At 55.8% G+C, this 24230-nt stretch carries 21 protein-coding genes; 11 read left to right on the forward strand and 10 right to left on the reverse strand.

Features of this window, described 5'->3' with window-relative positions; genetic code table 11:
• From RMSM_RS01250 to RMSM_RS01280, 7 genes are all read left to right on the forward strand, one after another.
• The coding region (locus RMSM_RS01250) for an MBL fold metallo-hydrolase RNA specificity domain-containing protein (RefSeq protein WP_040763442.1) at positions 1-1335 on the forward strand (1335 nt) is incomplete at its 5' end.
• Positions 1336-1356: 21 nt separating this feature from the next.
• Positions 1357-2958: a YihY/virulence factor BrkB family protein gene (locus RMSM_RS01255; RefSeq protein ID WP_008690334.1), complete on the forward strand. Its 1602-nt coding sequence runs from the start codon at positions 1357-1359 to the stop codon at positions 2956-2958.
• Positions 2959-3419: 461 nt separating this feature from the next.
• The gene (floA, locus tag RMSM_RS01260) at positions 3420-4367 is read left to right on the forward strand and encodes a flotillin-like protein FloA (protein WP_144057284.1); all 948 of its coding nucleotides are present in this window, start codon (positions 3420-3422) and stop codon (positions 4365-4367) included.
• Positions 4368-4370: 3 nt separating this feature from the next.
• Positions 4371-5207 carry an alpha/beta hydrolase family protein gene (locus RMSM_RS01265; protein ID WP_008690337.1) on the forward strand — a complete coding sequence of 279 codons (837 nt, stop codon included), beginning with the start codon at positions 4371-4373 and terminating at the stop codon, positions 5205-5207.
• Positions 5208-5242: 35 nt separating this feature from the next.
• Positions 5243-5488 carry a MoaD/ThiS family protein gene (locus RMSM_RS01270; protein WP_040763443.1) on the forward strand — a complete coding sequence of 82 codons (246 nt, stop codon included), beginning with the start codon at positions 5243-5245 and terminating at the stop codon, positions 5486-5488.
• Between the two features lie 5 nt (positions 5489-5493).
• The gene (locus RMSM_RS01275) at positions 5494-5970 is read left to right on the forward strand and encodes a molybdenum cofactor biosynthesis protein MoaE (protein WP_063870173.1); all 477 of its coding nucleotides are present in this window, start codon (positions 5494-5496) and stop codon (positions 5968-5970) included.
• Positions 5967-7133, forward strand: a complete 1167-nt coding sequence (locus RMSM_RS01280; protein ID WP_008690344.1) for an aminotransferase class V-fold PLP-dependent enzyme — start codon at positions 5967-5969, stop codon at positions 7131-7133. Before RMSM_RS01275 ends, RMSM_RS01280 begins: the two co-directional genes overlap by 4 nt.
• Before the next feature lie 37 nt (positions 7134-7170).
• On the opposite strand, the gene RMSM_RS01285 is transcribed toward RMSM_RS01280, so the two are convergent.
• From RMSM_RS01285 to RMSM_RS01295, 3 genes are all read right to left on the reverse strand, one after another.
• A complete protein-coding gene (locus RMSM_RS01285; RefSeq protein WP_008690346.1) occupies positions 7171-7512 on the reverse strand; it encodes a hypothetical protein in 342 nt (113 codons plus the stop codon).
• Between the two features lie 403 nt (positions 7513-7915).
• Positions 7916-9829 carry a DNA gyrase/topoisomerase IV subunit B gene (locus RMSM_RS01290; RefSeq protein ID WP_008690350.1) on the reverse strand — a complete coding sequence of 638 codons (1914 nt, stop codon included), beginning with the start codon at positions 9827-9829 and terminating at the stop codon, positions 7916-7918.
• Positions 9830-9831: 2 nt separating this feature from the next.
• Complete coding sequence (locus tag RMSM_RS01295; RefSeq protein WP_008690352.1) at positions 9832-12297, reverse strand: DNA gyrase/topoisomerase IV subunit A; 2466 nt, start codon at positions 12295-12297, stop codon at positions 9832-9834.
• A gap of 437 nt (positions 12298-12734) precedes the next feature.
• On the opposite strand from RMSM_RS01295, the gene RMSM_RS01300 reads away from it, so the two are divergent.
• Positions 12735-13238, forward strand: a complete 504-nt coding sequence (locus RMSM_RS01300) for a hypothetical protein (RefSeq protein WP_008690354.1) — start codon at positions 12735-12737, stop codon at positions 13236-13238.
• Positions 13239-13305: 67 nt separating this feature from the next.
• Positions 13306-13683, forward strand: coding sequence for a hypothetical protein (locus tag RMSM_RS01305; protein WP_040763445.1), 378 nt, complete (start codon positions 13306-13308; stop codon positions 13681-13683).
• 428 nt (positions 13684-14111) lie between these two features.
• On the opposite strand, the gene RMSM_RS37990 is transcribed toward RMSM_RS01305, so the two are convergent.
• Positions 14112-14468: a hypothetical protein gene (locus tag RMSM_RS37990; protein WP_085980584.1), complete on the reverse strand. Its 357-nt coding sequence runs from the start codon at positions 14466-14468 to the stop codon at positions 14112-14114.
• Between the two features lie 416 nt (positions 14469-14884).
• Between RMSM_RS37990 and RMSM_RS01315 the strand changes: the two genes are divergently transcribed.
• Positions 14885-15283: a hypothetical protein gene (locus tag RMSM_RS01315; protein WP_144057282.1), complete on the forward strand. Its 399-nt coding sequence runs from the start codon at positions 14885-14887 to the stop codon at positions 15281-15283.
• 19 nt (positions 15284-15302) lie between these two features.
• On the opposite strand, the gene RMSM_RS43325 is transcribed toward RMSM_RS01315, so the two are convergent.
• Positions 15303-16277, reverse strand: a complete 975-nt coding sequence (locus RMSM_RS43325; protein ID WP_040763451.1) for an Hsp70 family protein — start codon at positions 16275-16277, stop codon at positions 15303-15305.
• Positions 16237-17976: a serine/threonine-protein kinase gene (locus tag RMSM_RS43330; protein WP_008690363.1), complete on the reverse strand. Its 1740-nt coding sequence runs from the start codon at positions 17974-17976 to the stop codon at positions 16237-16239. The genes RMSM_RS43325 and RMSM_RS43330 overlap by 41 nt, the downstream gene beginning before the upstream one ends.
• Before the next feature lie 382 nt (positions 17977-18358).
• Between RMSM_RS43330 and hemC the strand changes: the two genes are divergently transcribed.
• Positions 18359-19279 carry a hydroxymethylbilane synthase gene (gene hemC / locus RMSM_RS01330; RefSeq protein ID WP_008690369.1) on the forward strand — a complete coding sequence of 307 codons (921 nt, stop codon included), beginning with the start codon at positions 18359-18361 and terminating at the stop codon, positions 19277-19279.
• 62 nt (positions 19280-19341) lie between these two features.
• Here hemC and RMSM_RS01335 read toward each other — a convergent pair whose 3' ends face one another.
• The 4 genes from RMSM_RS01335 to RMSM_RS01350 all read right to left on the reverse strand — a co-directional run.
• On the reverse strand, positions 19342-21567 hold the full coding sequence (locus RMSM_RS01335) for an ABC transporter permease subunit/CPBP intramembrane protease (protein WP_040763453.1): 2226 nt from the start codon (positions 21565-21567) through the stop codon (positions 19342-19344).
• Positions 21564-22349 carry an ATP-binding cassette domain-containing protein gene (locus tag RMSM_RS01340; protein WP_008690373.1) on the reverse strand — a complete coding sequence of 262 codons (786 nt, stop codon included), beginning with the start codon at positions 22347-22349 and terminating at the stop codon, positions 21564-21566. The genes RMSM_RS01335 and RMSM_RS01340 overlap by 4 nt, the downstream gene beginning before the upstream one ends.
• A 234-nt stretch (positions 22350-22583) precedes the next feature.
• On the reverse strand, positions 22584-23891 hold the full coding sequence (locus RMSM_RS01345; RefSeq protein ID WP_008690375.1) for a homoserine dehydrogenase: 1308 nt from the start codon (positions 23889-23891) through the stop codon (positions 22584-22586).
• Positions 23892-24017: 126 nt separating this feature from the next.
• A partial coding sequence (locus tag RMSM_RS01350) for a putative PEP-binding protein (protein ID WP_081613968.1) occupies positions 24018-24230 on the reverse strand: 213 nt, incomplete at its 5' end.

The raw sequence follows: 24230 nt of genomic DNA on the forward strand, positions 1-24230 counted from the left end.
ATTTTCGCCACTGATGCGACCTGTGACTTGTTGGAGTTCATGCTGCGTGATTCGGCATACATTCAAGAAACCAACGCCGAACGTTTGAACGTCAAACGCGAACAAAAAGGTCAGGACTTGATCGAGCCGATCTACACGATGGAGGATGCCGAGCAAACGCTGCGGCAACTCGAGCGTGTGGAATACGAACAGTGGTTCAGCCCCAGCGATGGGATTCGTGGGCGTTTATGGAACGCGGGCCACTTGTTGGGATCGGCATCGGTAGAAGTCCAACTCGACGAATCCGGCGATACGATTCGTGTGTTGTTCTCAGGCGATCTCGGTCCCGATGAAAAAGCATTTCATTTGGCTCCGGATGCACCGGCCGGATACGACTATGTCGTCTGCGAAAGCACCTATGGCAATCGCGATCGTGAAGACTATACGTTAGAAAAACGTCGTGAGATGATGCGAGAGGAATTGACGCTCGGGCTCAAGCGTGGCGGCAATGTAGTCATTCCCTCCTTTGCCGTCGAACGCAGCCAAGAGCTGCTGCATGACATCGGCGTGTTAATTTCGACTGGTCAAATTCCCGAGGCCGATGTCTATATCGATTCGCCATTGGCGAGAAAAGTCACCGAAGTGTTTATCGATCATGCTCATGATCTGGATGATATCGAAGTCGACGCATCAAATATCTTTCGGCACCGACGTTTCCATTTGGTCCAAAGTGTTCAGGAAAGCAAGGCAATCAATCGCATCAAGCGGGGTGCGATTATCATTTCAGCGAGCGGAATGTGTAACGCCGGCCGAATTAAACACCACCTGAAAAACAATATCTGGCGACGCGAATCGACCGTCTTGTTTGTCGGCTACCAAGCGCCGGGCACCCTCGGGCATATTATCACCAGCGGTGCAAAACGGGTTCGCATCTATGGCAAAGAATACAAAGTCGAAGCGGCCATTCGTAGTATCGGCAACTATTCGGCGCATGCCGACCAAGGCGAATTGATCGATTGGGTCAAAGAGCGAGGCCCCGTTTTGGGAGCGTTGTTCCTAAATCACGGCGAAGATGATGCACGCGAAGTGATGCGAGAAGTATTGCACGAACAAGGCATCGATCGTGACAAGACATTGATGCCGCAGTTCGATGAAACCTTCGAGCTGAAGGCACATCAATGTCCCGTGTTGGTGTCACACCCCAAACCACGTTTGGATGAATCGCAAACGGTCCGCGATTGGCATAATGACTACGCCAGTTTCATGATCAATTTGAGTGACAGGCTTGGCTCGATCGAGGATGGTCACAAAAAGGCCGATTTGATCCACCGCTTGTCGGCTTTGTTGGATCAGTAAACGTGGTACGGACAGGGGCTGATGCGAAGTCTGTTTAAGTATATCGTCGACGCGGTGCGACAGCCTCGCGAAGAGCTGACGCGTCAACAAGAGTCGGTGCGGTACGCATTTGACTTGACCGCTCATTGTTGGCGTCAACTGGTGCACTATCGCGCCGAGGGGATGGCCGCGGAGCTGACGTACCGAACCATCTTTTCATTGATCCCGGTCGTCGTGCTTGGCTTGGTCATGTTTCGCATCGTCGGCGGACTCGAAGAGGTTCAGCAAAAAGTCGAAGACCAAGTCTATTCGTTTTTTGGCGTTCCTTATATTCCCGAGGACTATGTCGAAAGCGAATCGGATCCACAACGCGAGCTGCCGATTGATTGGGATGCGGGCGACGGGCAAACCGATTTCAGTTTGTCGCCTCCATCAATGGCACAACCCGAAAGGACGGTGGTTCGCGAGACCACTCCGGATTCGCAGCCACAGCCCGATTCACAGCCGCAGCCCGATTCGCAGCCACAGCCGGTTGCCGAGCCCGCAGAATCGCTGGCCGGTTCCGGCATCGATGCGAGCGAAACCGAGGACTCCAGCACCGCTGCCGAATCGCGTCGTCAAACACGAGCGGGGATTCGCAAGGCGCTGCACGAAGCAACGACCAAGATTGCTGAGCTTGATTTTGCGTCGATCGGTGTCATCGGGTTGGTGTTGTTTATCTATGCCGCGATTGCGTTGGCCAATGCCACCGAATCGATTTTTAATTTGATCTTTGAAGCCTCGACTCATCGGCCAGTCCACATCCGTGTTGCCATTCATTGGTCGATCATCACATTGGGCAGCGGTTTGTTGGCGATCAGTTTGTATTTGTCGGGCCAAGCCGTCGATTGGTTTGGGACGCTCGGAGCAAATCAAAAGCTTGTGGCGAGCGCATCTCATGTTTTGTCGTTGATTGCGAGCTGGGCGCTGCTGTTTTTGCTTTATGCGTTGATGCCCAACACGCATGTGTCGGTTCGAGCGGCGGCGATCGGATCGTTTGTGGGGGCATTGCTGTGGCAGGCGGCAAAAACGGGATTTCAAATTTATGTCGCCACCGCGCTGCCTTATTCGGCGCTGTATGGATCACTGGGGTTGATCCCGTTATTTCTGTTTTGGATCTATTTGACGTGGTTGATCTTTTTGTTTGGTTTGATTCTGACCCGAACCCTTCAGATGATGCGTGGTCAACGTTCGGCCAAGTGGATTGATGCCGACGACGAGACATCGCTACAGGGGGATCCCGATTGGATGTTGCCGATGATGGTCGAAGTGGCCGAAGCGTTTGAGGCTGGCAATACACTCGATTTTCAGCAGCTCTCGACACGGCTTGGGCTTAACGGCAATCATGCTCGCGAGATGGCCGAGCGTCTGATCGATGCCAAGTTGCTGCGGCGAGTGACCCAAGGCAATGACGACGACGAGGATGATTCGTTGACCTTGGGGCGACCGGCCCATCAGATCGAAATTCAACAGATATTGACGCTGGCTCATCATTCGCGGTCGATCAGTCGTCATCGCGCATGGGTCGCGCTGCGAGAGATCCAAAAGACCCAGCGAGATGCGGTGGCGGGCCAAACGCTCGCGTCGCTGATGAGCGATGACTGAGGCCCCAAAAACATTCGCGGTGCGGCACACGCCCAATGCCATCTACTTTGGTAGCGGCACGGCGCGAGCCGTCCGGTTGAGGCGGATAAAAAGGTCGGTTTAGACCGGGCGGGCCCCGCGCCGCACCGCTACAAACGCCACCCGTTTAGTGCCAAAGTAGAGGGCATTGGGCGCACGCCGTTCGGGTTGTTGGATTCGGAACAAACGTCTGTGCGATGGGACACGTCAAACGCAAGGTTTTTCCCGAAACGGACGTCCCCGACGCCCCCATTACTTGCACTGGACGTGCGGTACCTTATGATCAAGGGGCAAAAAGACTCGTGTTGGCGAGTCCTTCGTCTCTCCCTTCGAATGATATGAGCGTCATGATGCTGTCGCCCGTCCTTTCCGCTGTCGCCGAAGCTGCCCCTGTTGGATTTGGATTGCCGCTGGCGAATTGGCAATTGCTCGGTCAAAAGCCGATGAACGTGGTTTGGTTGGCGGTCGCACTGTTTGTGCTTTTCTTGATTGCGATCTTGGGCTTTTTCTTTATCCGCTACGGAAAACTGTGGTTTCAAGCTTACATGTCGGTCGCCGACGTCAGCTTGATGAGCTTGATTCGGATGCACTTTACCAAGGTCAATCCTAATGTGATTGTCCAGGCCAAGGTGATGTCCGCGCAGGCGGGGCTAAGCATTTCGCGGCGTGACGGGATTAGCACTCGACGGTTGGAAGCCCACTATTTGGCGGGCGGCAATGTGATGAATGTGATCCACGCGATCATCGCGGCTCATCGCGCCGAAATCCCCTTGGACTTTGACCAGGCGGCTGCGATCGATTTGGCCGGACGTGATGTTCTGGATGCGGTGCAAACGAGCGTTTACCCGAAAGTCATCGATTGCCCCGACCCGAGCCGAACCGGAAAAACCACTCTCAGTGCAATCACTAAAAATGGAATCGAGCTTCGGGTGCGTGCCCGTGTCACGGTGCGAACCAATATTGAACAGTTGATTGGCGGAGCGACTGAGGACACCGTGATCGCGCGTGTGGGCGAAGCCATCATCAGCTCGATCGGTTCGACAACCGACCACTTCAAGGTGCTCGAGAATCCCGACATGATCACTCGTGTCGTGCTTTCGCGTGGTCTCGATGCCCAAACCGCGTTTGAGATCGTTTCGATCGATATTGCGGACATCGATGTTGGCGAGAACATTGGAGCTCGCTTGCAAAGCGATCAAGCCGAAGCTGATACGCGTGTCGCGCGTGCCCAGGCCGAGCGTCGACGCGCCGAAGCGATTGCCGAAGAACAACAAATGAAAGCCAAGGTTGCCGAGAATCGTTCGCAGTTGGTTTTGGCCGAAGCCAAGGTGCCGATGGCGATGGCTGAAGCGTTCCGCGGCGGTCGCATCACCGCACCCAACGCTAGCTAGACCATGAGTCGGAAATCTTATCGAGTCAAATTCGAGGGCGGTTCGGGGTTTGAATTAGCGGGCATTATCGACCGTCCTGATACCACCGCGGCGGTTCCCGTGTTGGTGCTGAGTCATTGTTTTACTTGTAACAAAGACTTGAAAGCCATCGTGCGAATCTCGCGAGCTCTTGCCGAACGCGGGATTGCGGTGCTTCGCTATGACATGACGGGGCTGGGCGGTAGCAGCGGTGACTTTTCACAGACCAACTTTTCGACCAACGTGGCCGATTTGAAGGCCGCGATCGCGTTTGCGGATGCCGAAGTGGGCGACGTGCACGCGTTGATGGGACACAGCTTCGGTGGGGCTGCGTCGCTGGCGGTTGCAAGCGAATTTTCAAGCGATGTGAACAACAAACTGTGTTGCGTGATCGCGTTGGCAGCACCGAGTGACACGTCTCATTTGGCGAGCTTGCTGTTGCGGATGAACCCCGCGATTGAAGTCGACGGCGAGGGCGAAGTGTCGATCGGAGGCATTCGGTGGCAGATCGATTCGCAAATGGTCGCTGATTTTCGTAGTCATCGTTTGGCCGATTTGATCACCAATATTCGTATTCCTACGCTGGTCATGCATTCGCCGGTCGATGAGACGGTGGGGTTTGACCATGCGTTGCGGATCATGTCACTGATCAATCAGTCGGAAGCATCCGAGGCGGACGCGTCGGCCCCCAGTAAAAGCAAGCCGCTGTGTTCGTTGGCTTCGCTCGATGGGGCGGATCACTTATTGGCCCAACATGCTCATGACATCGAATATGTCAGCGATTTGGCTGCCGCCATGGTGCGTCGATACTGTCGCCCGTAATCGAAAAACTGTTAACCGAGGCCTACGGAACCGTGATGCAGCGAGAGATCCTTTTATTTGCCGCCATCCGTGATGCCGCCGGTACCGATTCGATTGTCATGGAGCTAACGAGCGACGCGACGGCCGCTGATGTGCTCGGCGAGCTCGCCCAGCGAGTCCCGTCAGTGCAAACGCTCGTCCCATCGTGCCGTGTTGCGCTGGACAATCGTTATGTGGCGAACACGCAGCCGCTCGGAGCGGCAAAAGAAATCGCGATCATTCCACCAGTCAGTGGCGGTTGAAAGTGATGTCGGACTGTTACGTTGAATTGACCCACGACCCGATTGACGCGAATGCGCTTTTGCCGAAGGTCGGTGATCCCGATGTCGGAGCCCATGCATGGTTTTACGGAGTGACGCGGCGAATCACCGGCGACCGAGTGACAAGTCTGCTTTCCTACGAAGCCCATCCGTCGATGGCGGTCGCGGAGCTAAACCGCTTGGCGAGGGAGGCGATCGAGCGATTTGGTTTGAGCAAGATCGTCATCGTCCATCGCCTAGGTGAAGTCCCCGTAGGCGAAGCGAGTGTGGTACTGGGTTGCAGTAGTGCGCATCGCAAAGCGTCGTTCGCTGCACTGCCTTGGTTGATGGACCAAATCAAAACCGATGTGCCGATTTGGAAACGTGAAACGTATCGTGATGGAACGACGCAGTGGGTGCATCCCACAAATTCGGTAACGGATAATCTCAACGCGAAGGATCTCAAAGCGAGGGATGACGCATGACGTTGTCTCGTCGTATCTATTTCGATCACGCAGCGACGTCTTGGCCCAAACACACGGACGTCCTCGATGCGATGGACCGCTACGCTCGCGATTGTGGGGCCGCGTCGGGACGTGGCCAATATCAATCGGCCAACATGGCCGATGGGATCCTGCATTCAGCCCGGCTTGGGCTTTCACGCTTAATCGGAAGTCCCACGGCCGAGAGCATCGCGTTTTTCAGCAACGGAACTCAGGCGATCAACGCTGCGATTGGCGGCATCGTTCGCGATGGGGACCATGTCGTGACGACTGCTGCCGAGCACAATAGCGTGCTCCGACCGCTGTCGCATCTTGCCGAAACTCGCAATGTCACGCTCACGATCGTCGACTGTGATCACGATGGCGTAGTGCAAGCGGACGACGTGCTCGATGCGGTTACCGGTTCGACTCGCTTGGTGGCGGTCACTTCGGCTAGCAACGTCACCGGCGCCGAACAACCGATTCAAGCGATCGGCAGTGGTTTGCGAAGCCGCGCCTCGACGGCAGCCTTTCTTTGCGATGCGGCTCAGACGTTGGGGTATTTGCCGATCGATGTGCAAGCATGTGGAATCGATTTGTTGGCAGCACCGGGACACAAGGGAATCGGTGGGCCACAGGGCACGGGGTTCTTGTATGTCTCGCCATCATGGCATGACGAAGTCACGGCAAGCGTGTTCGGGGGCACTGGCAGCCAATCCGAATCGCTGGCGATGCCGACGACGATGCCGGCCAAGCTTGAACCGGGGAACCTGAACGTGGCTGCGATTGCGGGATTGGACGTTGCGGTCAAGCAGATAGCTTCCCGTGATGACGCAGTCTATAGTGAGACGTTGTTATCGGTCGCCCATCAATTAAACGACGGACTTCGCGGCATCAAGTCAATTCGTGTGTTTGGTCAACCGAGCCGATTGCCGATCGTCAGCATCGCCATCGATGGTTTTGAGCCAACCGATTTATCAGCGATTCTGGATTCGCAATTTTCAATTGAAACGCGAGCCGGGTTGCACTGTGCCGCACTGATTCACAAGGCGATTGGCAGCGCGGCTGCGGGGACGCTACGGATCAGCGGTTCGGCGTCCACGTCGCGAGCAGAGACCGCTGCGGTGATCGAAGCCGTCCGGCAAATCGCCGATTCACTCGGTTGAATCTGCCGGATGGGGTGGCTGCGGTCAGCTCGACGGTTTAGCGTCCAATATAGAGTGAAAAGCCGCCTCGGCCGATCGAAATTCCCGATCCTCCGCGATAACCGTAGCTGCCGTAGGACGGATACCGATAGCCGCCACCGTAGTGCGATCGATAGGGCGCCCGGTAATGCGATCCGTAATGGTGCCCATGATGCACCGGCGCTCGATAGCGATGGTGGACACCGTGGTGCCCCCGATGATGGTGGCTTCCGTGATGATAGTGGCTGCTGTGATGGCCACCACTGTGGCGTGAATATCGGCCATTCGCAGCATCTGCGCTACTTGTCATGACAACAGCAGACAACGCGAACACGCAGGCAAATAAAATTTTCTTGAACATCGAGGTTTCTCTTTGCTGAGGGCGTCATTAGAGCGAAACACGATACGATTTAAGACCGCATTTCACGTATAGGATCGATTCGTCGTCAATCGAGGGATTGACGGTCGCACAGAATGAATCCCTGTGCGACAGGTTGAAACACATGACGCTTGCGGTTTGCAGCATCAGGGGGGCGTGTTTCACGAACCTCTCTACCTCTAAATGGGCATCGCCTCCGCCATGCCGCCACCCTCTTTGATGCAACCCGTTGCTTCGTTTAACCGTTAGCCGATTGGCGTACGCATCACGGATGCGAGCACACCTTTGGCTGACTGTTGAACGATTAAATCGACAAGCCGCGGGCGGCTTTCGGTTCAAGGCGATTTCCGGAGCGAAATGCTTCCTTATAAAACGTATAACCTCATTACACGTCGATTTCTTCGGCGTCTTCGGCACGTTCCATGATGAAGCGGAAACGCGCCGATGCATCGCGTCCCATCAAGTCGCTAATCACGCGATCGGTTTCAAGATGGTCATCGACTTCGACTTTCAATAGTCGGCGGGTGCGAGGATTCAGAGTGGTTTCCCAAAGCACCTTAGGCATCATTTCGCCGAGACCTTTAAATCGCGTGATCTCGGGTTTGGCTCGTTTGGCATGCTCGGCCAAGATCTGCTCGCGATGTTCTTCGTCGTTCGCCCAATAGGTTTCTTTGCCGATATCAATGCGATACAGCGGTGGGACGGCGATGAACAAGTGGCCGTCGGCGATCAACGCGGGCATGTGCCGATAAAAGAAAGTCAGCAGCAGCGTCGTGATGTGATGGCCGTCGGAATCAGCATCCGCTAACAGGATGATCTTTTGATAACGTAGCGACGCCAGGTTCAAATTCGGACCGATGCCGCAGCCGAGCGAGGCGATCATGTCCTGGATTTCTTTGTTCTCGACAATCTTTTTCAGCGTCGCACTCTCGGTGTTGAGCACCTTTCCCCGCAGCGGCAGGATCGCTTGGTTGTTTCGATCTCGGCCTTGTTTGGCACTGCCGCCTGCCGAGTCACCTTCGACGATGAACAGTTCCGAATTGCCTTTGCCACTCGCCAAACAATCGCTGAGCTTACCAGGCAACATCGTCCGTTTTGCACCACCTTTGCGTGAGACCGCTTCGGATGCGGCCCTTGATGCTGCGCGTGCTCGCGCCGCGGCGATGATCCTGGCGATGATCGAATCGGCGATCGAACGGTTGTTGTTCATCCATTGTTCCAGCGCCGGTCGGATCGACGCTTCGGTCAACGGTTGAACTTCGGGGTTGTTCAGCCGATCTTTGGTTTGTCCTTGGAATTGCGGTTCAGAAATAAAGATCGACACGATCGCAACCATCCCTTCGCGGATGTCTTCGTGCGAAATCTTGACGCCGCGTGGCGTCAAACTATGGGTGTCGATGTAGTTTCGAACCGCTTTATTCAGCCCGCTGCGGAAACCGTTCTCGTGCGTTCCGCCGTTGCCGGTGGGGATCCCGTTGACATAGCTGCGGACATGTTCGTCGGTCGATTCGGTCCACTGCAGCGTTAGCTCCATGCGAATGTCGTCGTCTTTACGCAGCGTGAACGGTGAATCATGAATCGGACGAGCCGAACGATCCTTCAGCACTTTGGCCAAGTAATCGACAATCCCTTGCTCGTGCAGGTACGTGACCTTGGTGCCTGCGACTTCGTCGATGTAGTTCACTTTGACGCCGCGATGCAGAAAACTGGCGGTTTCCAGTCGCGTGCGGATCGTTTCGCTATCGAAATCGACTTTGGGGAAAATCGTCGGATCGGGACTAAACGTGATCGTCGTTCCGGTGCCGCGAACGGCCCCTTTCAACTTCTGCAGCTTCGTCTTTGCCACGCCTCGTTCGAACATCATCCGGTACTGAGCACCATCACGTCGCACGACGGCTGTCAATTCTTTGGACAATGCGTTGACGACCGAGGCCCCCACGCCGTGCAAACCGCCGGCGGTTTTGTAGTTGCCGCCGTCAAATTTACCGCCTGCATGGAGCACCGTCAGCACCATTTCCAGAGCTGGCTTTTTGGTTTTCGGATGCTTGTCGATGGGGATACCACGACCGTTGTCGCTGACGGTCACACTCGAGCCGTCTTTGTGCAGCGTGACGGTGATCTCGGTGGCGTGACCATTCATCGCTTCGTCGACCGAGTTGTCCACGACTTCCCAAATCAAATGGTGAAGTCCAGCCATCCCCACGCCGCCGATATACATGCCGGGACGTTTGCGAACAGGATCGAGACCTTCGAGGGCAACGATATCCTTCGCACTGTAAGTTTTTGTTGCAGTACTCATATTCAGTTTTCGTCGAACGTTTCAGGTGCAGTGGGTGGAGGAGTCACGATCTCGGCAATCTTGCCGTTCTTCTGGATTTCGGTGCCGCGGCCACCACGCGAGGTAACGCGGTACTTGGCCGTCGAGATCGTTTTCTTCGCTCCTCGATTCGTTTGGACCGTCATCAGATCCCGGTCACCGTTGGATGCTTTGAAACCAAGCAATCGATCGTCGCTGGTCAGCCGGATCAACGTGACTCCCTTGCCCGCCCCGGACAAGTAATTGACTTCTTCGGCAGCACAGACCATCGCTCGACAGTTTTCTGAAACGGCAAGGATCACTTCGCTGCCGTGAATCGCCACGACATCAATGATCGATGCACCCGGGGCCACGCGAGCGAACCGGCGACCGCTCCGCGTGGACGGTTCGGCAAATCCCGCCAAGCCAAAGCGAAGTGCAAATCCATTGGAACTCGCTGCGAACGCATGGGTGTGCGGACACAAATCGGGTTGTTTCGGATCTTCGTGGATGTCGCCGATCACGCGGGGGTCAAATGACATCGCCGCGATGATGTGTTCACCATCCTTCAGTTTGAACAGCTTTTGGATCGGTTCACCAAACCCGGTCGACGCAGGGATGTCGATCATGCGGGTGGTGTAGCAGACGCCAAGCGACGAGAAAAATCCGATTGACGAAACGGTGTTACCCGAAACGCAGGTCAATACCTCGTCGCCCTGACGCAGCCGGCTCTTACTCGGATCGGCAATCTGTTTTTGTCGCTTCACCCAACCGTCTTTGGTCACCATGATGTGGCAATCTTCGGCGACAATAAAGTCTTCGGCCGCGTACTCGAGTTCTTCGGCGACGGTATTGATCTTGGATTGTCGTTTCGCAAACGGATCTTTGTTGTAAGCGTCGATCAGCGATTCGATCTCGGTGCGAACGATTGTCCAACGTCCCGATTGGTAGTTGTCCTTCGAATCTTCGTTCAGCAGTTTCTTGATCTCGTTGGCTCGCTTTCGCTTGTCCTTCAACTCGTTCACGATCATGTTGATCTCGAGTCGTGCCAAGCGATACAGTTTCAGTTCCAAGATCGCGTCGGTTTGCTCTTCATCGAGTCCACCTTTGTCCGCCGGGAACCGCTTCATGATCTTCATCGCGGCGTCGGCTTTGCCTTCGGATTTTCGGATGATTTGGATGATCTCGTCCAACGCATCGAAGATCAACGCGTAGCCTTCGAGGATATGGATCCGTCGCAGCAACGCGTTCAGTTCGTTCTCGAGCCGTTTGGTCAAGACTTCCAAACGGAAGTGCAAGAAGTGCCAAAGCACCTCTTTGAGCCCCAAGCGGTTGGGGGCTCCCACCTCAGGATTTTCAGTGGGAACCAAGCACGTCATGTTGACGTTAAAGTTCTTTTGGAAATCGGTGTGTCGGTACAAGTAGGCGAGGACTTTGTTTTCGTCAGCCCCTTTCTTCAGCATCAAATCGACGCGAATTTCGTCGGTCGACAAGTCGCGTGCTTCGATTACCAACGGCAACTTGCCCGAATAGATGATCTCGTTGATCCGTTCGACCAACGCCGACTTGTTGACCCCAAACGGAATCGAGCTGATCTGCAGAACCGGGCTGCCTTTGGTTTTCGTATTCAGTTCGGCAGTGCCACGCAGCTTGATCGTGCCTTGGCCGGTGCTGTAGATCTCGCGGAGCTCTTCCTTGGTATTGGTAATCTCGCCGCCGGTGGGAAAGTCCGGGCCTTGGACCGCATCGTTGGCGACCAGTTGGTAGTCTTTGATCTCGGGGTCGCGAAGCAGTTTCAGCAGCGCCTGGCAAACCTCTTTCAAATTATGCGGTGGGATGTTGGTCGCCATCCCGACGGCGATTCCGGTGGCGCCGTTGACCAACAGGTTGGGAACGCGGCTGGGCAACACGACCGGTTCTTCGCGGCTGCCGTCATAGTTGGGTTTAAACGCCACCGTGCGGGTGGCCAAGTCGGCCAAGACCTCGTTGGCGATCGGCGTCATACGGCACTCGGTGTACCGCATCGCCGCCGCGTTGTCGCCGTCGACGCTGCCGAAATTTCCGCTACCGTCGATCAGCGGCATGCGAAGCGAGAATGCCTGAGCCATCCGCACCAAGGCTTCGTAGATCGAGCTGTCACCGTGGGGGTGGTAATTACCCATCACGTCCCCGACGACCTTGGCACATTTTCGGTGCTTCGCGGTCGCGTTGAGACCTTGTTGGTTCATCGTGTACAGGATTCGCCGCTGGACGGGTTTCAATCCGTCACGCACGTCCGGCAAGGCTCGGCTGGTGATCACCGACAACGAATAGTTGAGATACCGTGATTGAGCCGCTTGCCGTAGCGGGATCGACGTCAGCAATTGGTCATCGACCGCGTCAAACAGAGATCCGTTGCTTTCGCCGTTGTTTTTGGAAGTGCCTTTTCGGCTGGATCCCGAAGATGAGTTTCGTTTTTGCCGTTTGGCCACGCCTTGAAGTCCTTTTGGTCAGTCCTGCGGATTTTCGAATCAGAATTGATGTTGTCTGTTTAACGGCAACCGCCAGCCGTCGGAAAGATCGATCCGGAAGTTCGATCGCTGCTTCTTCTTCGGCAATCTTGCCTAGTCAACCTGCGTAATTTGTACGCTTTGCAGCCGATTCGCTCGATAGGGCAATCTCGGAAGATTCTGCGCCGCTAAAGGGGTTATAGCGATCAGAGCTATCGCAGCGAAACCACGGATCACGTGAAGCTGGGCGAGCAAGTGAGCAAAAAAATCACGAACGCAGGGGATTTTGCCCGAATTACAATGACGTAGGAATCTCTCTGGAAATCAGTTGCATTGCCAGACCCCCCATTAGCCCTCGCCAAGTTTCGCGGGGCTACCGCACGTGAAAATTAGATTGGGTTCGTCGGAGGAACCGTAGGATGAAACGTCAAACCATGCTCGGAATCGCAGCCATGGCGTCACTTGCCATGGTCGCGGTCATGAACCAAACGGCTTCCGCCCAACACTTTGGACGCGGCGAACGGATCGTCAGCTCGCACGTCGTCAGCGACGAAGTGGTCGCAGGTGGGTCGCAATATGCAGGCGATCTGTCCGCCAGCGACGGCTACGTCAGTGGGGTAGGAATCCAGCGTCAATATGGCACTCCCGACCTGTTTTACAACTATTATACCCAAGGCAATGCAAACCGAGCCAACGCTCAAATGTACTTGTCGCCTGGACCGATTCCGCCGAATGTCGGGCATACCTTCTATACTTACCAGCCGTTTTATCCCCACGAAATGCTTTACGCGCACAAGGATCGATTCCACAACTATTATGACAATGGGCGAGGAATGAACCGCACGCGAGCGACGTACTGGTATCCGCCCGTCAAGCAAGCCGCCAGCAACCTTTATTGGAACTACCTACGGCTCCCTCGCTAACGATCTTTAGGGGGCTGCCGAGGAAACCCAGCCCGACACTCGCACCTCCTATTTTGGGAAATGAATCATGATTCGACGTCTTGTCCTTGCTGCTGGTTTAGTGGCGACCCTTTGTGGCACAATGCAAAGCGAAGCGAACGCAGGGGATCCCTACGCCATGACTCATATTTGGAATCAAAACTTTGCCATGGATCGCCCCTGGCACGGCCCTTACTATCATCAGAATTACGGCCAACCTTTGGCATTGGTGGTGCCACCAACCGCCCACATGCGTCAAACGCTATCGTGGGGCGTCAGCCAAAACTTGATGTATCCAATTCACCACCAATATGGTCGTAATGCCAGTTACCCTGGTGCTGCAGCCCCAGGCAGTTTCTACGCAACGCCCGGTTGGCCAAGCCACACCGATCAATTTGGCGTCTACTACGTTCGCGGCCCCTGGTAACGTCATCACGGCGAGCACCAAAGCAACAAAAAACGGCACACCTCAATTGAGATGTGCCGGTTTTTTTATGGTTCCGTAGCGAGCGTCAGCAAATGCTGCGTGGTTGCGGCCAAGCGATCCGAAACGCACGCAACGTTTGTGACGCGCAAATGAAACGGAAGCCGTGGCTAGCAGGCTGTTGATTTGATGAAGTTTCCCATGGCAAGGGGTGGCTGATGGACTACCTCGTCCGTCATTGATGTATTCGACGGACTAGGAAGTCCGTCGTACGACTAAATCAACAAGCCGCTAGGCCCAAACGGCCGCCAGGGATTTCACCCAATCATTCCAGCCTGTCTGGTTAGGCTGCTGCTAATTTCGACGGCCTGGAAAGGCCGTCGTACCGTTCCGACCTATATTCGACGGCCTGGAAAGGCCGTCGTACTGTTTTAGTGGTGCCAGTGACCGGTGCGGTGCCAATCATAATGGCCTGGCTGGACGTGATAGTGGTTGCCATGACGGATGATCTCCGTTGGATGGTAATCCCAGTGGCTGGTGTCGTGGTAATGACCATGACCGTGTCCATAACCGCCGTACCGATAGCCCCCATAGTGCGAGCGGTGTACGCCGTAGTGCGGTATGTGGTGTCGATAGTGGCCGTGACTGTACCCGCGCCCTCCTACGGAGATATGTAGGCCCCCAACCCGCAAGAATCCATTGCCGGCTTCCGCAGTCGAGGTGTCCGCAGTCAAGGCAAAACAGGCAGCGATTGCTGGAACCGCAATCCATTTTGTAATTGAAAACATCTTCTTCGAACTCCCCAAAATTGTTTCACGCCTAAGCCAAACCCCGACTTAGGATCTCAATCGCTGTGAGTTGCTACGATCGTGCCGTGAAACACGAGCGTGAAACGTTTTTCGCCCGAGTACTTTTTTTCGTATTTTTAAGTCCTTTTCCTGTAACACTTTGCGTGCCAGCGTTTGCTGGTGATAATTTATGGGGTGGTCCAGAATAGCGCACAAGTCAGTTTATAAGGTGCGTTCAAAATGAGTGCGCTGGTGATGTCGAATCGATGGCGCTTGGTGGATTGGTATGGATTCGCAGGAACCGTAATGCGTTTTTCGCATTAGCCGTTTTTCACATCAGCAGTAGTTCGCGGCTTGCTACAATGATCGCTTGGCGCCTCTCGCGTCGTTTCTCTCCTCGATTAGGAGATTTTCGGATGGCTATTGCGGCACACCCACTCGCGTCCCTCCAACACAGCCGGATTGTCTATCGCCGGTTCGCCGTGGTCGCGATGTACATCATGGCGGCTTGTTTAGGAGCAATGCAGGTCGTCACGCTGAACAGCGGCACGCTCGGGATCTTAGGGGCCTTGGGGCTATCCACTTCGGCGACGATGTGGTTTTGGATCGATTCCCACGTGCGATCGCGGCCGCATCCTTGGAGTCTACAGTTTGTCTTTTTCCTGACTTGGCCGCTGGCGTCGCTGATTTACCTGTTGGCGTCGCGAGGGGGCGTGCGAGGACTCGGGTATTGGTTGCTGCATGCGATCGGGTTGAGTGTGACAATTGCCATTGCATCCGTGGTCGGAATGCTGGTGGTGATGCTGCTTCCCTAGCATGCACTAACGAAACGGATCAATCGAACTTGTCGACCCAGCGGGTCCAAGACGCGATCTCTTCGTCGCTGAGCATCGGTTTGGGCAGGGTGCCTAGCCGGGTGCTGCCCGGCGTACCGGGTGTTTGTGCGCGGACGATTAGCATGCCGTTGACGTTGACCTCGAATCCAATCATCCGATAGCGACTTTCTTGACCATGAGCGATTGGGTCGATTTTAAAATCATACCGACCCAACGAATGCCAATTGTCACGTTTGATTCCAGAGGTTTCCACCAGCGAGAGCGCCATTGTTTCCTGCGTGTCGCCCACGGTCAGACGTCGGTTCGTGCGGGCGGGCAGCGCAGTGCCTCGAGGAACGATGGGCATGATGCGGCGGCGGCCTTGCGGGGCTTCGACGAGGATGCCAATCGTTTGGCTAGTCACCGATTGAGGCGGCATTGCGATGCTGCCACGGCCGGGCAGTTCGCTCGCTAAACAAGCCGCTGCGCCTCGAGCGACATCGGTGCGATCGACCACTTGAACAACGATCTCTTCATTGAGTCCTCGCAGGATCTCGCTGCGTATCTCGTTCAATCGCAATAGCGGCCCAAGTGTAACGATTCGGTCAATCCGTTTTCGCGACAGCGATGCATAGTGGCAAGCTGATTTGATCGCACCACGAACGCCCTCGACCAAATCTTCGCATGCGGCTAGCCATTCGGCACGCACCAACGTCACCGTTTGCTCGACTCCGCCAAATTCGAGCGTCACATTCGTGGTCGGCATCAGCATCAACGCGTGCATTGCGGTTTCGCATGCGATTTGCAGATGGGCTGCTTGAGCCGAGCGGCGTGGATCGACTCCGTGATTTTTTTCGAATGCGGCGGCTGCCAAGTCGACCAAACGCTGCATCCACGGCAGCGTACCGGTATGCCAATGCCCCGCGGTGGAGATTTGTTTCATGCGGCTTGCATCACGCTGAAACACGGCGGCTTCGGTGCCTTGTCCGGTCAAACCAAGAAACAAAAATCTTCTGGTCGGTGGTCGTGTCGAGCGATGTCATCGCCACTTCGCTACGTGCGGATTCATCGACTGGCGGCAACAACAACGACTGAGCCGCCGCGACACTGCGGTCGATCAAACGCACCGTTTTTAGCCCCGCCATCTGAGCCGATTGCAGAATGCTTTGGCGATGGAGTTGGTCATAGCTAGAGGGAACCGTGATCGCCACGGCGGCGGGCGTCCCTTCGAAGTGCCAAGCGTTGCGAGCAAGTCGTCTTAGCAGAAGCGCCAGCAGCACTTCGGGCGGACATTTTTGACCCGCTACCGTCCGTTCGACAACTTGTTTGCCGATATACATGGGCAGACAATGCACCAGACTCTTTGATTGGGTCGCCCGCCGCTTCATCGCCTCGTCACCGAAAAACAACTGGTTCGCGTCGCTACCGATCGACATGCGAAACAGTTGACGTTTGTCGCCTCCGGCATACAGCGTGTTGACCCCGCCCTGAGGCGAGGCTTCGGCGGCGGCAGCGTAAAACATCCCCATATCAAACGCCAACACGTTTGCGAGATGGGCGGAGGTCGAGCCACCGACGAACGTGGAACCTTCGCCGATCGGTTGCCGCAGCGCAAATTCGGCCAACCATTGCGGTTCATTCGTCTTGTCGGCGTACTCGCCAAGGTCTTCGATCACTTCATCAAGTGACGTGTACCGTGCGTGAGGCTTTTTGGCCATCATGCGTCGAAACAGGTTGGCGAACTGCATGTCGACATCGCGGCGAACCTGCATCAAATCAGGAATTTCGCCGTGACGATGCCCGTAAACCTGCTCGAGATATTCACCGGTAAACGGTGGTTGGCCGGTCAGCAAGAAATACAACGTCGCACCGAGCGAATAGATGTCGCTCCGCGAATCGGCGGTGTCGGCATCCTCGAGCTGCTCGGGTGACATAAACGACAACGTGCCAACTAAACGGCCTTTTGACGGACGCGCATCGACCATGTCTTTGGTGGTCGAGTCGTCATTTTGTGATGCCGGTACGGCCCGTCGACGCTTGGTCAAACCTGCGGTGCTGATGCGAGCGAGTCCCAGGTCCAATACTTTGACCGTGCCGTCCTTGGATCGCATGATGTTGCCCGGTTTGACATCGCGGTGGACGATGCCGGCGCGGTGGGCGTGCAACAGTCCCATCGATGCTTGGCGGATGATCGATGCTGCTTCGCCGACCGGTAAAGGGCCGCGAGTGGCCACCGTGTTGGTCAACGTCATCCCGTCGACGTACTCCATCGCCAAATAGTGGATGCCGTGATCTTCGCCCGCATCAAACGCCGCGACGATGTTGGGGTGCAGGACACGCGAAGCGGCACGGATCTCTTCATAAAAGCGTTCGACCGCCTGGGGATCCTTCATCAATTGCCCAGGCAGCATCTTTAGTGCAACGGTCCGCTGCATGCGAACATGTTCTGCCAAAAAGACTTGCCCCATACCGCCGCTGCCCAATTTCTCTTTGAGCACGTAGTCGCCAAGCTGTTCGGGCATCGGCTCGACTTGCGCTTCCCCGACGCTGGTCGCCCCGTTTCCCGAGCTCGCAAAAAGAGCGGACCCGGAAAGATCGAGTTCCGAAAAATCACCGCTCGACTGACCGCCTCCATCACATGTTGGAGGCTCGTCCGCATCGGGGAACAAGTTGGAAGAGGACGTTTCAGGCACGACGAGGTATCTTTGGAGCGAAAAAGTTGCTGGAAAGATCGTGGAGTACCAGCTGCCCCGCATTCGGCTGAATGTTTGTGCTGGGGGGGTAAGCCGTATGGCTCATCTGTTGGAACGCTAATTTTAAGCGAAGGAACTCATTTTTATAGACCGAAGGGGCTGTATGGATGACCAGAACCGCCGGATTCGGTACGATTCGTGAGGATTCTAAGGCGTTTCATCGCGGGTTGCGTTGTAACACTGCCCAAACAAGCTGTTTGTCTCGGTTTCCTGTTTATTTCCTTTACTTCGCATAACGGAAGTCAATCTCTTGTCTGACCCACAATCGGCTCGCCCTCATTCTACTGCCGTTGGTTCGGATTCTGCCGGGACGGACCGTCTGTTGCGGATCGCGACTCGCGAGAGCCCGCTGGCGATGTGGCAAGCCGAGCATGTTGCTAGTCTGCTTCAAGCGGCTGGTTTCGCCACGAAATTGGTACCAATGGTTAGCGGTGGTGATACCGACATGCGTCCGATCGATTCGGGACGTCAGGTAGGCGTGTTTACCAAGCGAATTCAGCAAGCGATTTTGGATGACGAGGCCGATATTGCGGTCCATTCGCTCAAAGACCTGCCGACCGAAGTCGACCCAAATCTGGTGCTTGCCGCGGTACCGCAGCGCGAGGTCGTCCAAGATTGTTTGGTGTCCAATTCGCAGTGGACAATTGCGACGTTGCCCGAGGGGGCCAAGATCGGTACCGGCAGCCGTCGGCGCGCGGCGCAGTTGCGGCATCACCGCCCCGATTTGGATGTGCAACCGATTCGCGGCAACGTGCAAACACGACTCGAGAAATTGCGTGTGGGCGAATACGACGCGATCATGTTGGCGTCGGCGGGGCTAACGCGTTTGCAAATGGACGATGTGTCTCGCGTCGAATTGCCGCTCGATCAAATGTTACCCGCACCAGGCCAAGGGGCACTCGCGATCGAAGTGCACCGCGACGCGAAAGCCGTTCAGGAAATGGTGGGAATCTTGAATCATGTTCCCGCGCGAGCCACCGTGACAGTCGAACGAACGCTATTGGCGGCGCTCAACGGTGGCTGTCTGGCTCCCATCGCCGCCTATGCTCAAATTATCGATGACGTGCTTTCGCTTGATGCAGTGGTGTTGTCGACCGACGGAACTCAGCGGTTGGACGAAAGCCGTTCGATTGATTTTGATCCATCGCAATGGGAATCGTGCGCAAAAACGCTGGCGGACCAAGCAAGCGAAAGCTTGGCGAGTCGAGGAGCTCGTGAATTGATTCACGACACGCGGTTGTGATGCTGTGTTGCCGATCGCATTGGCGATCAGCACCACCGAATCACGGAACATCCCCGCGGCCGTTACGCACCGGCGAAACTGGTTGTCGGATCGACGATCGGTTCATCGCTGTGAATTTGATCGGCTTCGATATCTTCGTCCGCACTCCGCAGTGATCCAAAATACAGCAAGCATGTGACGGCGACGCCCATGCTGATCACAATCCAAAACGGTTGGTACTCGGGGCCTTGCTCTGTCGTTCGCAAAAAGATCGACGCACCGCCCCAACTGCTTTCGGTGATCCGCTGTAGCGATACCGATAACGCGTTGTTGGTAAAGTGAATCAAGATGCCAGGCAAAACCGACCCGGTTCGAAGTGCGATCCAACCCAGCATCAATCCCATCATCGTGGCGGCGATCGATTGCTGCAAAACGCCGTGCGAGATCCCAAACAGGATAGCGGTGACGACCACCGCACGCAGCCGTCCGCCTTGGCGTTCCAGTCCGCCAAAGATAAAGCCGCGAAAGGCAAGCTCTTCGCAGATCGCCGGCACTAACGCCATCAATAGCACCACCGAGACCCACGGGGCCGCGGCAATTTGGTCGGCAAACGGCTTCATCGAAGCCATCGCTTGCTCGCTGACCGGATACATGTGACTAATCCACGACGCCAACATCACATAGGTCGGATGAAGGGTACAGCCTAGCAGCACACCCAACGGCAGCGTGGTCCAGTGAGGCATGCGAATTCGCAAACTCTTTCGCAGCGATGTCGTCAGCACTGTCGCCATCAATAGAGTCGGGGCGAGGATCAAACCGAGCTGTGGCATCAGCACCAATTTGCAGATACCCGGGAACGTCGTTGGCATTTCGGTGACCGCCAATTTGCCGAAGAACAACGCGACCAGGATTGCGGCGCCACACGCCACCGCTTGGCTTGGCGTCGCAGCAATTTGTCGATCACGCCATAGGTGTCGGACCCATTGTCGCAGTTCCCATTGTTCGTTGCTGCCAAACAGCACCGATTCGTTATCGAATTGTTTGAGTGCCCAACGTGCCGCCATCCACAAACATGTTGTCGTCACTCCGGCCACCATCGGCAGATGCCAAAGTGCGATTCCGTATTGGCCTTCGACCAACGCACGCACCATCAAAAACATCCCCGTAACCGGGATCAAACTGGTGCCGACGGTCAACGTCGTGCCGGGCAACATCGGCAACATCACCAGCGGCAACGTGACCATCATCAGCGGCATCAAATAGTATTGGCCTTCTTTACTGCTTCGTGCCATCGCTGCGACCGCCAGTGCGAGGGCACTAAATAGCGTCGACAATGGAACGAGTGCGACCAGCAACCATAACATCGGACCGACCGGCGGTGCTCCGATGGCCCCGGCAGCGCCCCCAAAGCTGATTTGCCCAATCACAAACGAGCTGGTCACTAGCATGCTTCCCGCGTTCAGAATCGCGGTCAACATACTAAAGGTCGTGACGGCGGCGAGTTTGCCAGCGACGATTTCCGAGCGAAGTGCTGGGCTGCACAATAATGTTTCCAGCGTGCCACGTTCTTTTTCACCTGCGACCAAGTCGATTGCGGGATAGAACGCACCGGTCATCGCCCAAATCAACATGATAAACGGCAGTAGTTTGCTCCAGAGCGCCGCTTCGCGAGTGCTGGCCGGAGCGATATCGATATCGTTTAGCTGAAACAGTTCCAGCGACATCATGTCGATTCCGGACTGGCTCAATCGTTCGTTGATCCAACCTGATCGCCATGTTCCCAAGATTTTGGCGACGCGTTCACGAGCCACCATCGATTGATCCGAGGCCACGTTGTAGAGCAGTTGGATCGCGGCTTCGTCTTTTTTCAGTCGGTCTTCGGGCTGTTTGAATTCGGGCGGCACGACCACCACGACGTCAAACATGCCGCTGCTGACCCAGTCTTCGGCGCGTTCGGGCACGCTTCGACGCGCGGCCACTTCGTCCCACGGGTACGTCACCACTTGCAGCGGGTCGTCGGCGGGCACCAACGTTTCGTCAAAGCAGTCTTCGCCGACCAGCGGTGGAACGTCAACTAGATGATCGGTGCCGATCACACACACGCTGGTGGAATGCTGCTGAGTGAACTGAACCATCTGCAGTAACAGCGTTCCGACCAACGGGTAAAGCAGGACCGGCAATACCGCGATCGTAAACAGCGTCCGCCGGTCACGCAGTTGGTCTCGCATTTCCCGCGCATAGATCAGCCACACTGAGGACCATCGTAGTTTGTCCACATTTTGTTGTTTTGAGTTTGTTGTCAGGCTCATGCGAATGCTCCTGAGATTGCGAGGCCTTGCACGTCCGCGTCCCCTTGTTCATGTCGGCTAAGCAGACCGAAGAAGACCTCTTCAAAGTCTTCTTGACCGTGCCGCTGGCGGAGGTTTTCCAGAGTGCCGCTGTCGAGGATTCGGCCTTGGTGCATGATCGCAATCCGGTCACACAGTTTTTCCACTTCGCTCATGATGTGGGTCGAGAAAATCAAGCACTTGCCACTGTCACGCAGATCTCGCACGATCGCCAACAGATTGCGAGCCACCATGACATCGAGTCCGAGCGTGGCTTCGTCAAACACCAGCACCGGAGGATTGTGAACCAGGGCGCGGGCGATCGAGACTTTTTGTTTCATGCCGGTCGACATCTTGGCACCGGGCACATCACGAAAATCGTTCATTCGTAATTGAGTGAATAGCGACTCGAGCCGCTGACGAAGTTCGTCGCGAGACATGCCGTGCAAACGACCAAAGTAGCCGACCATTTCCCAAGCGGTCATGCGGTCGTACATCGCGGTATTGTTGCTGACGAATCCGATTCGTCGACGCACTTCGGCCGGATCCGCCACGACGTCGTGACCGGCGACTTTCGCGATACCCGAAGTCGGACTCAGCACGGTGCTCAGGATGCGAAGCACGGTGGTTTTGCCAGCACCGTTGGGCCCCAGCAGCCCAAAGATCTCGCCTGGTTCCACCGTGAACGAAACACGGTCGACGGCGATAAAGCGACCACGATTCAAATCATCGTAGGTCTTTGTGAGATGTTGTACGTGAATCATGGATGCCCATCTGCCCCGGGATCAAATTGCCGTGGTCGGTTGACATGTCTCGTGACGGTCAACACGGTCATAGCGGTTGTTCACACAGGCGACCGCATCCCCATCGCTGGGCTACTGGACGCGATCGCAGGCGCATGACGAAACCGCTACGGAATCGTAGCCCCCGATAGGGCAAAGGACAGCGATTCATGAGCGAACATGGCAAAAACGTCAGCAAAGGGACCCGGGGGGGCGTTAATCCTTCACTCTAAGCCGTACAACCGGACCTGTGATCGAATCGAGCGCTTCGATTTCTTGCGTCGCGGCACGAGCGGCACCCTCGGTGGCCTCGTGAGTCATGATCACCAATGGGACCGGATCGAGGTGAGTCGATCCATTTTCGCTCTCGTGCTGCATCACCGAAGCAATCGAGATCTTGTGCTTGGCCAAGACCGAAGTGATCGACGCCAGCGTTCCTGGGTGATTCGAGACGCTCAGACGCAGATAATTCCGCCCCACCAAGGTATCGGCGTCGCGAAGTTTAGCACGTGGAGGATTGTCGATCGAAAAATACTCAAGCGTCTGGAACGTCAATCGGGTTCGACCGACCGCGGTATCGATCAAATCGGCCACCACCGCCGAAGCGGTCGGCATCTGTCCGGCACCCAAACCATGATAGAACACAGGGCCAACGGCATCGCCGACGACACGGATGGCGTTAAACGCGTCGCGAACTTCGGCCAACGGTGTGCCGATGCGGACCAACGTCGGTGCGACCGACAGTTCGAGTCCATCGTCCGCCAAATTCGCCAAGGCCAACAACTTGATGCGATAACCGAGTTGGCGGCTGTATCGCAAATCGTCGGGATCCAAGCCATCGATCCCCATGCGTGGAATGTCCGACCAATCGACGGTGGCTCCGAACGCCAAGTGGGCAAGGATCGCCAACTTTTGAGCCGCGTCGGTGCCATCCACGTCCATCGTCGGGTCGGCTTCGGCGTAACCTAGTTCTTGGGCCTTGCGAACGACGACGTCATAGGGAGCCCCTTTCTCGTCCATCTGAGTGACGATGAAGTTGCTGGTCCCATTCAGAATGCCTTCGAGCGATCGAATTTGGTTCGCGGACAAACATTGGCTGACATTAGCGATGATCGGGATCCCACCGGCCACCGATGCCTCGAACGCGATGCTGCGGCCAAGCTCACGAGCCCGTGTAAACAATTCGGGGCCATGTTCGGCCAGCAATGCCTTGTTCGCCGTGACGATGTCTTTGCCCGATTCGAGCAATCGCAGCATGATCGAACGCGCCGGTTCGAGCCCACCGATCAATTGCGCGACAACCGAAATCTCGGGATCGTTGATCACGTCATCAAGCGAGTCAGTCGCGACACCGTCGGGCAGATCGACATCACGCGGTTTGTCCAAATCACGAACGACTGCTTTTTTCAGCCACAATGTGCGGCCCGCGTGACGCGACGTGCGATCGCCATGATCGAGTAACAGTTTCGCGACACCCGTGCCAACGGTTCCCAGGCCAACAATGGCAATGTTTGTTTTTTCCATGCGAAAATGGTAATCGCAACGACCGCCCTCGACGAGGGCACAGGGATAGGAACGTAAAAAAACAGCGGCCGTTTCGGGCCGCTGTTTCGAGAATCTTAATTTTTTTAGGTCTGTCAGACCGCCGAACTACTTCTTCGAGTTCAGGGCAGCTTGAGCCGCGGACAATCGTGCGATTGGAACGCGGAACGGACTGCAGCTGACGTAGTTCAGGCCCGCTTCGTGACAGAACGTGATCGACGCGGGGTCACCACCGTGTTCGCCACAGATACCGACCTTCAGGTCCTTCTTGACGCTACGGCCTTTCTCGACACCCATTTCGACCAATTGGCCCACACCCGA

The organism is Rhodopirellula maiorica SM1, from assembly GCF_000346295.1.
Classification (GTDB): domain Bacteria; phylum Planctomycetota; class Planctomycetia; order Pirellulales; family Pirellulaceae; genus Novipirellula; species Novipirellula maiorica.